At 31.2% G+C, this 13603-nt stretch carries 16 protein-coding genes and 1 riboswitch; of the genes, 6 read left to right on the top strand and 10 right to left on the bottom strand.

The annotated features are described in order from the left end of the window. Positions 1-62: 62 nt before the first annotated feature. The 8 genes from aroA to CIW83_RS22845 form a co-directional block, all read right to left on the bottom strand. Positions 63-1304, bottom strand: coding sequence for a 3-phosphoshikimate 1-carboxyvinyltransferase (aroA, locus tag CIW83_RS09905; RefSeq protein ID WP_094900727.1), 1242 nt, complete (start codon positions 1302-1304; stop codon positions 63-65). Positions 1305-1376: 72 nt separating this feature from the next. Further along, positions 1377-2411, bottom strand: coding sequence for a 3-dehydroquinate synthase (aroB, locus tag CIW83_RS09900; RefSeq protein WP_094900725.1), 1035 nt, complete (start codon positions 2409-2411; stop codon positions 1377-1379). Between the two features lie 4 nt (positions 2412-2415). Continuing rightward, positions 2416-3540 carry a chorismate synthase gene (gene aroC, locus CIW83_RS09895; protein WP_235601283.1) on the bottom strand — a complete coding sequence of 375 codons (1125 nt, stop codon included), beginning with the start codon at positions 3538-3540 and terminating at the stop codon, positions 2416-2418. A 181-nt stretch (positions 3541-3721) separates the two neighbouring features. After that, positions 3722-4315, bottom strand: coding sequence for a flavodoxin family protein (locus CIW83_RS09890; protein WP_094900722.1), 594 nt, complete (start codon positions 4313-4315; stop codon positions 3722-3724). 9 nt (positions 4316-4324) lie between these two features. After that, positions 4325-4861: a folate family ECF transporter S component gene (locus CIW83_RS09885; protein ID WP_094900720.1), complete on the bottom strand. Its 537-nt coding sequence runs from the start codon at positions 4859-4861 to the stop codon at positions 4325-4327. A 67-nt stretch (positions 4862-4928) separates the two neighbouring features. Continuing rightward, a riboswitch (THF riboswitch) is annotated at positions 4929-5022 on the bottom strand. Positions 5023-5039: 17 nt separating this feature from the next. Next, positions 5040-5657, bottom strand: coding sequence for a hypothetical protein (locus tag CIW83_RS09880; RefSeq protein WP_094900718.1), 618 nt, complete (start codon positions 5655-5657; stop codon positions 5040-5042). Continuing rightward, positions 5620-6300, bottom strand: a complete 681-nt coding sequence (locus CIW83_RS09875) for a TIGR01906 family membrane protein (RefSeq protein WP_158220083.1) — start codon at positions 6298-6300, stop codon at positions 5620-5622. Before CIW83_RS09875 ends, CIW83_RS09880 begins: the two co-directional genes overlap by 38 nt. A 98-nt stretch (positions 6301-6398) precedes the next feature. Further along, on the bottom strand, positions 6399-6572 hold the full coding sequence (locus CIW83_RS22845; protein ID WP_094900714.1) for a hypothetical protein: 174 nt from the start codon (positions 6570-6572) through the stop codon (positions 6399-6401). Between the two features lie 312 nt (positions 6573-6884). Here CIW83_RS22845 and CIW83_RS09865 point away from each other — a divergent pair, with 312 nt between their 5' ends. Genes CIW83_RS09865 through CIW83_RS09845 form a run of 6 tightly spaced genes read left to right on the top strand, consistent with a single transcriptional unit; the run spans position 6885 to position 11833 of the window. Then, positions 6885-9230, top strand: coding sequence for a xanthine dehydrogenase family protein molybdopterin-binding subunit (locus CIW83_RS09865; protein WP_094900712.1), 2346 nt, complete (start codon positions 6885-6887; stop codon positions 9228-9230). After that, positions 9217-9378 carry a hypothetical protein gene (locus CIW83_RS22840; protein ID WP_201259778.1) on the top strand — a complete coding sequence of 54 codons (162 nt, stop codon included), beginning with the start codon at positions 9217-9219 and terminating at the stop codon, positions 9376-9378. Before CIW83_RS09865 ends, CIW83_RS22840 begins: the two co-directional genes overlap by 14 nt. After that, complete coding sequence (locus tag CIW83_RS09860) at positions 9342-10052, top strand: FAD binding domain-containing protein (RefSeq protein WP_201259777.1); 711 nt, start codon at positions 9342-9344, stop codon at positions 10050-10052. The genes CIW83_RS22840 and CIW83_RS09860 overlap by 37 nt, the downstream gene beginning before the upstream one ends. Next, on the top strand, positions 10053-10523 hold the full coding sequence (locus CIW83_RS09855; RefSeq protein ID WP_094900710.1) for a (2Fe-2S)-binding protein: 471 nt from the start codon (positions 10053-10055) through the stop codon (positions 10521-10523). A 49-nt stretch (positions 10524-10572) separates the two neighbouring features. Next, entirely contained in the window at positions 10573-11115 is a 543-nt protein-coding gene (locus CIW83_RS09850) for an NTP transferase domain-containing protein (protein WP_369819388.1), read from the top strand. Continuing rightward, positions 11108-11833: a zinc dependent phospholipase C family protein gene (locus CIW83_RS09845; RefSeq protein WP_235601282.1), complete on the top strand. Its 726-nt coding sequence runs from the start codon at positions 11108-11110 to the stop codon at positions 11831-11833. Before CIW83_RS09850 ends, CIW83_RS09845 begins: the two co-directional genes overlap by 8 nt. A gap of 123 nt (positions 11834-11956) precedes the next feature. Here CIW83_RS09845 and CIW83_RS09840 read toward each other — a convergent pair whose 3' ends face one another. Together CIW83_RS09840 and CIW83_RS09835 are read right to left on the bottom strand one after the other, a co-directional pair. Next, a complete protein-coding gene (locus CIW83_RS09840) occupies positions 11957-12229 on the bottom strand; it encodes a hypothetical protein (RefSeq protein ID WP_094900708.1) in 273 nt (90 codons plus the stop codon). A gap of 444 nt (positions 12230-12673) precedes the next feature. Beyond that, complete coding sequence (locus CIW83_RS09835) at positions 12674-13399, bottom strand: MBL fold metallo-hydrolase (RefSeq protein WP_094900706.1); 726 nt, start codon at positions 13397-13399, stop codon at positions 12674-12676. Between the last annotated feature and the right edge of the window lie 204 nt (positions 13400-13603).

The following is a 13603-nucleotide window of genomic DNA, read 5'->3' as shown; positions in this document are numbered from 1 at the left end:
ATCCTCCTATAAATTATGTATCCTAGATTTATTATAAAACTTTGTCCCAAAAAAATCAAAGACTATTCCAATATCTCCCACATGGTCTCATAGAAATTAGGATATGATATATTTACACATTGAGTATCTATAATCTTCGATTCTCCTATTATATTTAAGGCTGCTATAGATAGAGCCATTGCAATTCTATGATCATTATAAGTATTCACATTGGTCGGATTTAAAGATTTTTTCCCATTTACTATTAATCCATCTGACAACGCTTCAATGTCAGCACCCATTTTCCTCAGCTCATTAACCATAGCCTTTATCCTATCAGTTTCTTTATATTTAAGCTCTTCTGCATTTCTAATTATTGTAGTACCTTCTGCAAAGGCAGCAGCTACAACTATTATAGGAATCTCATCAATTAACCTTCCTATAATGTTTCCATCTAATTCAATTCCTTTCAATGGAGAGTAGGAAACATGTATATCTCCAATAGGCTCATTATTTATAGTTCTTATATTTTCTATCCTGAGATTTCCTCCCATGGCCTTTATTACATCAATAATCCCTGATCTCGTAGGATTAATTCCCACATCTTTAATGACAATAGAGGAATCTTTAATTATACTAGCTCCTACTATAAAAAATGATGCAGAGGAAATATCTCCAGGAACATAAATTTCCTTGCCTTTAAACTCCTCTTGCCCAAAATATTCAAGCATTCTTTCAGTATGATCTCTAGTTGTTTTTTTCTCTATAACTTTAGTCTTTCCTTTGCTGTAAATAGAAGCAAGGAGAATAGAAGACTTCACTTGAGCACTGGCAATAGGTAACTCATATTCAATTCCCTGCAATTCATCTGAAGGATAGATCCTAAGTGGGGGATATTTATTTTCTTCCCCTTTAATATTTACCCCCATTTTGGTTAAGGGAATAATAATTCTATCCATTGGTCGTTTACTTAAAGAATCATCTCCTATAAGAGTTGAAGAAAATTTTTGCCCCCCTAGTATTCCAGCTAACAACCTCATTGTAGTACCTGAATTGCCACAATCTAGAGGTTTATTAGGTTTTTCCAGGCTATATATCCCCTTGCCTTGAATTCTCACCCTATTCCTTTTTCCATCGATATCTATTTTAATACCCATTTCTCTAAAACATTCAATTGTTCTTAAAGTATCTTCAGATAATAAAACATTTTCAATAGTCGTTTCTCCTTTAGAAATGGAGCCAAGCATTACCGCCCTATGAGAAATAGATTTATCACCTGGTATTTTTATTTCACCTCTTAAAGCTTTTATTCCTTCTATCTTCAAAATCTACACCCTTTCAACTATAAAAAATTTATTTTCAACTGGTTTTATAACTCATAGGAAAATTCTCATAAATTATTCCTTTTTATAATCATTTAATATTGCTTTTATAATAAGTTCTTCTTCTACATCATAAAATATATTTACTTTACCCCTTCCTACAGGTAAAATAAAGGAAATCTTCCCATATTTATTTTTCTTATCGTTCTTCATATATTCTAAAAGAATATTTATTTCATCATTACTAAAAATTATTTGTTCCACTAAAGGACTCAATACTTTTATGATTTCATTATAATATTCTTTATCTATAAGATTTCTTTTATAGGCAATATTGCTTTCATACATCATACCAAGTATAACTGCCTCACCATGATTATATTTTGTATATCCAAAAAAAGATTCTATACTATGACCAACAGTATGTCCAAAGTTTAGGTTTTGCCTAATAGCAGCATCTAATTTATCTTTCTCTACCATAGACAATTTTATTTTTATAGATTTTTCTATAATAAATGAGAGTACCTTCATATCTCTACTATAAACCTTATTCATATTTCTCTCTATATATTTAAAAAAATTATAATCCTGGATTAAGCCATATTTAATTATTTCTCCAAGTCCACAGGTGATTTCTTTTTCTGGCAATGTATGAATAAAGGAAGTACAAATTAAAGTTATTAAAGGAAAATGGAAAGAACCTATTATATTTTTATGGCCAGAAAAATCTATTCCCGTCTTACCTCCTATACTGCTATCAACTTGAGATAATAAAGTTGTAGGAATCTGAACATATTCAATCCCTCTTTTGTATGTCGCAGCAGCAAAACCTGCTAAATCCCCTACCACTCCGCCACCTAGACAAAGAATCCTACCTTTTCTATCAATATTCCTTTGGATTAATAAACTATATATATTGGATAATTCCTCTAGGTTTTTGCTGGCTTCCCCTGAAGGAATTATATATATTTCTTCTCTCCCCTTTAATAAATTCTCTAATTCTTCTTTATATATATTATATACATTCTTATCAGTTACAAGAATAAAATTATCATCAATCAAATATTGATATAATTCTTCCCATATATTATCTACCTGTTTCCACACCATCTCATTACCTGCTTTCTAAATATTTAAGATAATTATTATAATTAATCTTAATCTCCTCTAAAAAATCTCCTCCAAATTTTTTAATTAATTCGTCTGCTAATATATATGCTACCATGGACTCGGCAACTATACTAGCAGAAGGAACTGCACATGTATCTGACCTTTCAAATTGTGCAATTGCTTTCTCTTTAGTCAGCATATCCACAGTCTCTAAAGGTCTCTTAAGAGTAGGTATTGGCTTCATAGCTACCCTTATAACTATATCTTCTCCATTTGATATACCAGCTTCTATTCCCCCCGCATTATTTGTTCTTCTCTTATACCTATTATCATCGTAGAGAATCTCATCATGAAATTTGGACCCTAAGGCTGATGCTGTAATACCCCCTAATCCAAATTCAATACCTTTTATCCCCTGTATACTTATACATGCTGCTGCCAGTCTTCCATCTAGTTTTGTATCCCAATTAGCATGACTACCTAATCCTATGGGAATATTACTGGCTATAATTTCTATAATCCCACCTAAGGTATCTCCATCTTCTTTTGCTTCTTGGATTTTATTTATCATTTTCTTCTCAGAACATTTATCAATTACTCTAATACTTGACTGATCAACTCCAGTAAGCTCTCTAATTTCCAAGCCATTGTAATAATCAATATTTGAATTTACACCACCTATATTTATAACATGACTGTAAATATTTATATTAAATTCTTCTAATAGGAGTTTACAGATACTGCCTAAGGCTACACGCATAGCTGTTTCTCTTGCCGATGCTCTCTCTAGAATATTCCTGCCACCTTTTTGATTATATTTTAATGCACCTGCTAAATCTCCATGACCTGGCCTTGGTTTGGTAACCTCTACCAACTCAATATTTGTACCTCTATTTTTAATGGATATAGTAATAGGACTTCCCGTGGTAAAATTTTTACTTACACCTGATAATATATTTACTTCATCACTCTCTATTTGCATTCTAGCTGATCTACCAAACCCCATCTGCCTCCTTTTCAAGTCTTTATTTATATAATCTATATTCAGATATAGATTAGCAGGTATTCCATCAATTATGCCTACGAGAGATTCACCATGGGATTCGCCAGCCGTTAAAAATCTTATCATTTTTTACACCTCCTTATATAAGAAAAGCTTTTAATGTCATATTAGAGAATGCTTTTATTGACCAATGCATGAGCGATTTGCCCGGAATCAAAAATTTAAGTAATCTGCTTAAAATTCATTATGGTCAAGTTCTTGATATGAAACATTAAAGTAGAACTTTCCTATTCGTTATAAAAGACTTCTACCTGTGAAGGTAGAAGTCTTTTATGTTCCAAATATTTTTGCCTATTTCATATAATTCTTCCTTAACATCTAATCTTTTATCTACAGGATCCTCATCTGTATTAGATATAAAATAGTTTCCTTTGTAATTAGCATTTATAGCCTTAAAAAAATAATCCATCACAGCTATAGATCCATTAAACTGATTATATGCAAAGGGAGCTCCGCCTGTAGCTAAAAACACACCTGTCCTCTCTTCATTTCGCTTGTACTGCTTACCTAAAGAGTATTTTAAGGACCAATATTTTTGGCATCTATCTATCATATTTTTTGTCACCCCATTTACTGAGTTAAAATAAATAGGTGCTGCTAATATTATTATATCACTATTATCAAAGCCTTCATAAATAGAACTCATATCGTCTTTACTTACACAGGCTTCTATCTTTCCGCAATAATCGCATCCAGTACAAGGATTTATTTTTTTATCAATTAAATATATTTTGTTAATTTCATAATCATTTTCTCTAATTCCATCTAATAAAAATTCTAATAAGTTATCTGTATTTTTTCCTTTCCTAGGACTACCAACTAAAGCTAATACTTTTTTCATTTAAACCTCCTAGAATGCTACAATGTTTTTAAGATATTTTATCAAGTAAGTGATAATCATACTTTGAATTGGTATATTAACTAAAGCTGTTAGAATTCTACTTGGTAGTATTGCAATAATACCTTTGTTATATAACTGAGATAGCCAGTAAGTATTTAAACCCAAAGATATTATTATATAACATGTGCTAACCATAGCAAAAACCCTTAGTATCGAGAATGGATTGCTCTTTGTATCTTTTCTTCTGAAATAGAGAACATAAAGCCCTGGTATTATACCCCATAACATAGAACTTAAAGTGAATCCAAAATGAGGTGGTCCTTGAGGATTAACCATAATACCTATTAGATCTGCAGCTGCTCCAGATATTCCTCCAACTATTGGTCCAAATAACATTCCACTCAACATTATTGGTAACTCTCCAAAGCCTATTCTCAAAGTCGGAAGCACCATAATAGATGCAAATCTTGTCAATGCAATTGACAACGCCACTAGAAAAGCTGATTGTGTTAGTATCCTTGTGTCTATTCTTTTACCATTTTTCATTTGTATCCTCCTTTCTCTTGTTAGTGACAGCAACTGTCACACTAAAGATGAGAGGATTCTTTAATGGTCCAGCGGACGCGGTAAAGAATCGCAGAATTTAATCCTTCGTTTAAGGGCAACTTCCCATCCCTTAACACTTAACGCTCTTTACCTACTCTGTCTTACTAACTACACATTATTATACATCATTATCTCTGCTAAGTAAATCTTTATTGTCCTTCTTCCTAATATACTCAGTTAAATTATAAGATCCTATAAAACTTGCCATAAGAAAAGAAATTACACCCATTATTTTATAATATGTTGGGTAAGTAGAAAAATAAGCAGTGATATAAAACACAATAAATAAAAAATATAATTTAAATATTTTATCTTTACTTAGAAAATTGAAGCTTGATTTTAACTCTGATTTTTTTTCATAATATCTATTTATAATATAGTCCTCTATATCCTCGTCAGCTGACAATACTTTTTCTTCTTCAAGTTTTATTTTATACTCATTTTTAAATTCTTCTATTTTTTTACGCCTAATTTCTAGGCTTATTTTTTTTATATATATACCCATAAACATTGCAATAACAAATGATAATATTAAAGAAATGATAAAATTATTTATTAATCTATTTAGTATTAAAACTAAAAGGATTAAAATGCCTATTCCTAAAGATATTTTATCCATAATGTCTGCCCGAGTAGTTTTACCTTTTTTTATCTGCTTAGTATAAAAATTATTTAGTACTCTCTGTTCTTCCTTATCTTTACGATTCTCTTTTAAATAACTTAAATCCTTTTTCATTTTTCTCTCTCCCTTTCTTAGTTGCAGCATATCCTATACCTTGTATTGTTGCCACAAAACCTAAAAAAGATAACCCTATACTAGTTGCTATAGAACTAAAAAATTCTTCAGGTAACATTTGTATTAGCAAATCAGTTTGAGGATCTAATAACCAAAGATCATTCGTAAAAAATATATAATGAAAATAAGTAAAGTACTTAGTGAAATCAAAGTATATCATGATCCCGAGAATACCAATAAAAATCAGATTAACAAAAAGACCTTTATAAATCCACTTTCCTACTAATTTTGTCTCTCCTATCAATACAAAATAAATTATTAGTCCAATGGATAATATAATAGCTATATATTTTAATATAAATCCATATTTAAATAAGGCTTGCACATCTCTCATATGTAGTATTTCTCGTTGATTAAAATTAGGCTCTAGGATTTCATCTCCAGCCTTTCCCCTTAAATAAATGAATATATCATTAGTTATACTTTCAAGTTCAAAATATTCTTTTCCGGTAACTTGTAGAATATCATGTGCAAAATAAGCCCTCCTATAATGTTTTATATCAAATATATGCTGCTCTGCTGCTATTAAAAGACATGATAAAGATAGAGAAATAACTAATAAAATCAGTAGTATCTTTTTCAATTCCATTCCTCCTGCATAATATGTTTTATATATAATATCATATTTTTATTACAAATAAAAAGGATTGAAGAAAATATAATCCCTCAATCCTCCTAAAATTATGACATCGCCTTTTCCAATTTATCTAAATATTTTATTGGAAAAACCCTGAGTAGCTCTTTATATTGTTCCACTGATAAGCCTTGAACAGTTGTATATATTTCAATTTTTGTATCCAAGTCTGCAGCTATAAACCTTTCTTTTATCTCTTGGAAAGTTTCATTTGTTTCCATACATTTACCTCCTTTTCATAATTCTATGCTTATATAGTTCTATACTTATTATGTTTAATACTTATTCTTTTATACGAATATCTAGTTATTCAATTGCATTTTTTATAACCCATTAGGAAAGCTTCAACTTGTCTCTGATTCTTTGAAAAGAGCTTAACCTCAATAAATTTAAAAGAAGTTACTAAATTAATGTTTTAATAAAAACTTTTTATTTTCAAGGGTAGTTGAAATCATAGACTTTTGAATACTTTAACTTTACATGGCAATAATATTTTAGTAATAATAATTTTACATAAGTAGGAGGAAAGTTCTATGCCCAATATGAAAAGGATTGGCGTCAGCACCATACGAAAAGAAGCTTGGGATAAAGTTACAGGTACTGGAAAGTACAATGGCGACACCTTAACTCCTGAAACTTTACATGGAAGAATATTAACGAGCACTCATGTCCATGCCATTATAAAATCCATCGATATTGAAGAAGCTTTAAAGTTAAAAGGTGTTCAAGCCATAATTACTGGTGATTATACACCTGTATTGGTTGGATCTATTATCAATGATAGACCACCTATTGCAAAGGATAAAGTTAGATATTTTGGTGAGCCTGTGGCAATAGTTGTAGCAAATAGCGAACAAGAAGCTGCGAAAGCTCTAAAACTTATTAAAATAGAATATGAACCACTACCTATAGTTAATTCCATATCTGATGCCTTAAAGCCAAATGCTCCTCTTGTACATGAAAATCTAGGATATTATTATTGTCCTGATACTCGAGTATATCCTGTATCTCATACAAATATAGCAGATCATGTGAAGATAAGAAAAGGCAATATGGAGGTTGCTTGGGGAGAGTCTGATATTGTTATTGAATCTGAATTTTTCCTTCCACAGTCAGACCACTTAGCTATGGAAACTAGAAATTCTAATGCTCAGATATTACCAAATGGAAATACAATTATACACACATCAACACAAGGTCCCTTTGCAGTTAAAGAAGAAATAAGTACTCAATATCAAAGCTCTGAGGGCAATGTTATAGTTCGTGTTCCATTAGTAGGAGGTGGATTTGGCGGGAAGGCTAGTGTACAAATGGAATTTCTTGCATATCTTGCCTCTTCCGCAGTTGGCGGTAGAATGGTTAGAATGGCAAGCCCTAGGGAAGAAGATATATCCACTTGGCCATCTAATATCGGAACTAAAGCTAAGCTTAAATTAGGGGCAACAAATGATGGTAAAATTAAGGCATTAGAATGTCTATACTATGTTGATTGTGGGGCATATACTGGGACTGGTCCTCGTATGGCAAAATCAATGGCCACTAACTGTTCTGGTCCATACAATATTGAAAATATTCATTGTGATTCTTATAGTATCTATACTAACCACTGTTATGTTACATCATATCGTGGCTTCGGCCATGTACAGCTTACTTTTCCCATTGAAAGAATCATTGATAAACTAGCATTAGCATTGAACATGGATCCCTTTGATATCAGAATGAAAAATGCAATAACAGAAGGAGATACCTCACCTACACAAGCCAAGATAACACTTAGCAATGTGGGAAATCTCAAAGCTTGCCTTAACAAATTAAAAGAGAGTATTAATTGGGAAGAAGGTCAATTGATAAAAACTAAAAAAAATACCATTATAGCTAAAGGTATTTCATGCTTCTGGAAATCTCCTAATTCTCCTACTAATGCTACTTCTGGTGCCGTGATTACATTGAATGCCGACGGTAGTATTAATCTAAACTTTGGGGCTACCGAAATTGGACCTGGTATGAAGACGACTTTAGCTCAAATACTTGCAGAGAAAATGAAAATGGACATAAATGATATTCACGTCTATATGGATGTAGATACTCAGATAAGCCCTAAGCATTGGAAAACTGTTGCAAGCATGACAACATTTATGGTTGGAAATGCTGTTATAAATGCCGCAGATGATTTGATAAGACAATTGAAGGAAGTAGGTGCTGCGGCTTTAAAATGCTCTCCTGATGATTTAGACATAGAGGAACAAAAAGTATATTCAAAAGATGATCCTACTAAATTCATTGGATTTAAGAATTTAGTACATGGCTACAAATATCCTAATGGTGAATCCATATATGGTCAGATGATTGGAAAAGGCAATTATATTATGAAACAGTTAACCAAATTAGATAAAGAAACTGGCATAGGTAAACCAGCTGTCTCTTGGTCTGTAGGTGCTCAAGCAGTGGAAATAGAATACAATCCTAAAAATTATTCCTATAGATTGCGAAAGGCTGCTACAGTCATAGATATAGGTAAGGCAATCAATCCTAAGGCTGCAAAGGGAGTAATCATGGGTGGCATGAGTATGGGATTAGGTTTAGCAACTAGAGAGGAGTTTGTCTACAATTCTATGGGCATATTAGAAAATACTTCCTTAAGAACTTATAAACTATTAAGATTTGGAGAAAATCCAGAATATATAGTTGATTTCGTGGAGACACCCGATACAAATGCTCCTTTCGGTATAAGAGGCATAGCAGAACATGGCATACTTGGAATGCCTTCTGCTTTTGCCAATGCACTATCCTTAGCAGCAGAAGCTGAATTTGATACTTTACCTATCTCACCAGAATCCATATGGAAGACTAAGACTGGAGGTAAATATGATACCATTTGATTTTGAATATTATAAGCCAACTACAGTTGAAGAGGCCATAGAACTATTTAATAATCTTATATCCCTTGGCAAAAAGCCATATATTATGGAGGCGGAACAGAATTTATATCTATGGCGAGGATGTTTAATAGATATGCTGATGCAGTGATAGATATTAAAGGTATTCCAGAATGTAATACATTTGAATTCAAAAACGGTAATTTAATAATTGGCTCTGCTGTAACCTTGACCAATATTGCAGAAAAGAATTATTTTCCGCTTCTTAGCTTAGCAGTTAAAAGAATAGCAGACCATACAATACAGGACAAAATTACATTAGGTGGAAATTTACTGGGCACCATTATATACAAGGAGGCTATTTTACCTCTCTTACTATCTAATAGTAGAGTAGTCATTCAAGGAAATGTATGTAAAAAGACTGTTCAAATAATGGATTTGTTCGATAAAAAACTTCAGCTTTCAGAAGATGAAATTCTAGTTGAAGTAATAATAGATGCAAGATTCCTTTCTCTGCCTTATAGTCATGTGAAAAGAACTAAAAACGAAAAAATAGATTATCCATTAATCACAATGTCCGCATTAAATGATAATGGTAAGGTTCTCGTTGCCTTTAGTGGCTTATGCGAATACCCTGTTAGATCATTGGAAATTGAACGAATCCTAAATGATACTTCAATATCTAGGGATGAAAAAATTAAAAAGTCAATTGAAAATATACCTGGTAAGATACTGAATGATATTAGTGGTTCTTCAGAATATGGAAAATTCATACTGCATGACATGCTATCTGAGTTATTTGATAAATTTAAGGAGGTAGGCTAAATGCTAGAGATACTGAATCCTACTGTTTTAACTTTAAATATAAATGGAGAGGATAGAGAGGTGCTTACGAAGCCTTCTGATACCTTACTGTATACTCTTAGAGCTAAACTAGGTCTTACAGGAACAAAGCCTGGATGTGAAAATGGAGATTGTGGAGCATGTACAGTTCTAGTAGATGATTGGCCTATAAAGTCCTGTCTAATGCTCACAGTAGAGGCTATAGGAAAAAGAGTCCTAACTATAGAGGGATTAAAGGATGCGCCAATCCAAAAAGCTTTCGTCGAAAACTTTGCTTTTCAGTGTGGCTATTGCACTTCTGGATTTTTAATGGTTTGTCATTCACTATCTAAAATCCACCCTGATGCTAATGATACAGTAATACAAGAATGGCTTCAATCAAACTTATGTAGATGTACAGGATATGCAGAAATTGAAGATGCTATAAAATCTATACTAACTGGTAGAGTTTAGTAATAAAGGAGATAAATATGAATGTTGAAGGAATAGTACTAGCAGCTGGATTATCATCAAGGTTGGTATAAATAAATTACTATTGGATATTGATGGGAAAACTGTAATAGAACAATGCATTCTTGGAATGTATGATGTATGTTCAAGGATCATAGTTATAGGTGGCCATAAAGTAGAAGATATAAAAAAAATATTATCCAAATATCCCAAGGTTGAGCTAATATATAATCTAGATTATCTAGATGGAATGTTTAGTTCAGTAAAAAAAGGAATATATAATATCAAAGGAGAAAAGTTTTTTCTAACTCCTGGTGATTATCCTATTATTAATAAAAAAACATATAAGGATATGCTAAATATAGATGAGGATATAGTCATTCCAGTCTATAATGGAAAAAGAGGTCATCCATTACTAATGAAATCTTATTTAGTCAATAAACTGCTTAGTAATAATTCCTATAAGACTTTACGAGACTTCATTTCTATTAATAAAACCGCTTTTCTTAATGTTAATGATCTTGGAATATTAATGGATATCGATACCATTGAAGATTATAATGAAATTAGTAAATTATACATGGTAGGTGATTAAAATAGATTTCATAGAAACAACATATGATTATATTTTGAAAACAGTTTTTGGTATTGCGAATCCCATAAAAAAATCAATTATGAAAACTCATTGTAAAGTTCATAAGTTTATTAATATCCATGCTTTAAATATTCTCAAAAATGACAAATACTTAGCAGAGTATAACTTCTTTAGCAGCTTTATTCTGGACATGAATCAAGGTGCTGTATGGGCAGATCAAGATTTCAAAAGCTCTAACCATTTCTACAATCCTTATAAAAAAAGAGGATTATATGGAAGAAGGTCTGCCATGGACTTAGGTATAGACTATTATCAAGAAGCCCTATCTTTATGGGCTAAGGGAGAATTTAATAAATCATTATTTTATCTAGGGGCTACTTTGCATATTATTCAAGATATGACCATCCCTCAGCACGCTAATATTCGTTTATTAGATGATCACCATCAGTATGAATCATATGTTAAACATACCTATGAATATATTAAAGAATTTCAAGTTGATAAGGGAACATATCTTCTAGATTCTATTGAAGATTACATAAGATTTAATTCAAGAGTAGCTCTTAAAATCTATAGAAGATTTAAAAAAATTCCCGATGATGAAAGTCGCTTCTATCGAATTAGTAGATGTGGTCTTCCATTAGCAGAAAGAACTACTGCTGGAGCGATGATTATATTTTATAACGATATTTTCTCAAATGAAAAATTTAAAAATTAAAAAGTAGAAATAAAAGAAGTTTAATTTACTATCTCGTTCACATGGAGATAAGAAATGTTTTAAAACTTCAAAATATTTATTAAGGTAAAAATATAAGATGCAAAATGCTAGCCATTTTGCATCTTATATTAATCTTAGTATCTGTTGTATAATAACATTAACTATCCCATATTCTACTATTGTTACTATAATACAAATAGCAATAAAAAAGCCTAATTTAAATTCTCCAAATTGATCTTTCCAATATTCTCTCCTAAATAATGATATAATATCTGGCGTAAATGAATATCTTAAAGATTCATTAAAATCATCAAGATCAGTAAAAATAAACTTAAATATAAATTTATATACAGTAAAAATATTAATTAATATTAAGGCAACTATGATAATTTCCATGATTCCACCTCTCTTTATTATCCCTCTCTAAATTATATTCTGTGTTTCATTAAAGACCCCTTCTATTTTACAGAAAATTCAAAGAAATTCTCTTCATTGCATTTATTTTCCTCTAGTATTTTCCATGTATAATATTCCTTATGTAATATTGTTAATAGAGATTATAACAGATTTTATCATTAAATAAAATTTATACTCTGCTTTTATTTTTATTCATTATTAACTCTGTTATATTAGGTCTGCTCGTAGATGTTAACTAATATTATCGAATATTTAAAACAATTATGAATAGGTTAAATTGCATAAAAGATCCCTCAAATTTAAATCTGAGGGAAATTAAAACTCAATCAATATCTATTTCTTATTTATCATATCCTTACACTTCACATAGCTTCAGAGAATAAAATATATGCCATTATTAGATAAAATGCTTATAATATAAAGCTATCCCAATTTAGATAATTCTTCTCTTAAATATGCAATTACCTCGTCTTTATTCTGTGGTTCATCATGTCCTAAAACATAGGTATCAAAATCAATTTCTTCTAATAAAGCAATCAATTTAACAAGTTTTTTCTTATCATATTTTCCATTATTATTGTAGTAATCCGCACAATCAGCATCTCCAATAAAAACTGTTTTTTCCTCAGGTACATATGCTAAAACAGAATCACTGGAATGGGTTGCTTCAATTTCCCTCAATTCACAATGGACACCACCTAAATCCAGAATAATCTGACCATGGAATTCTATATCTGCCTTAACTACTTTTATTTCATTTCTATCATAATATTCCAATCTAATGCAGCGATCACACGTTTCAATATCATCACCACTTTGCAGACGCCTTGCCATATCTTCATCTGCCCATTTCCATTTTTCTACTTCGCCCAGTTTTAAGTTTGTCAAAGAACCAGCTATCGTTTTTCCTGCTACTACATGCATTCCAAAAGTATGATCCCAGTGCCAATGTGTAATTGCAGTGTAATCTGGTAGCTTTAATCCTGCTTCTTCAATTGCACAATAAAATTTCTTAACATGCTTCTCTGAATTGCCTGCATCTACTACTAAGGAATATTTATCTCCTTTTACATATCCAAGTACGGGCCTGTCAGTTTCCTGTTCAGAAGGTAAATAGTAAATTCTATCTGATATTTTCTTTAATACCATCATTAACTCCACCTTTGCGACAATAATTCTTCATTTGATACATTATTATAGCATAAAGGCATAATTATAACCATTATAGGTGGCTATGTTACCTTGAGACGCTTAGAGAGGCTCGAAATCCCAGAAACTTGGTTGGGAGTTATGAAAATTAAAGATTAAGATTCTGAACTATAAAAGCATTTTCTAAGGCCTTTATAGCCGATT

The sequence above is a fragment of the Tissierella sp. P1 genome (assembly GCF_002266425.1).
Taxonomy (GTDB): domain Bacteria; phylum Bacillota; class Clostridia; order Tissierellales; family Tissierellaceae; genus Tissierella; species Tissierella carlieri.
This window is presented reverse-complemented; position numbering and strand designations above follow the sequence as displayed.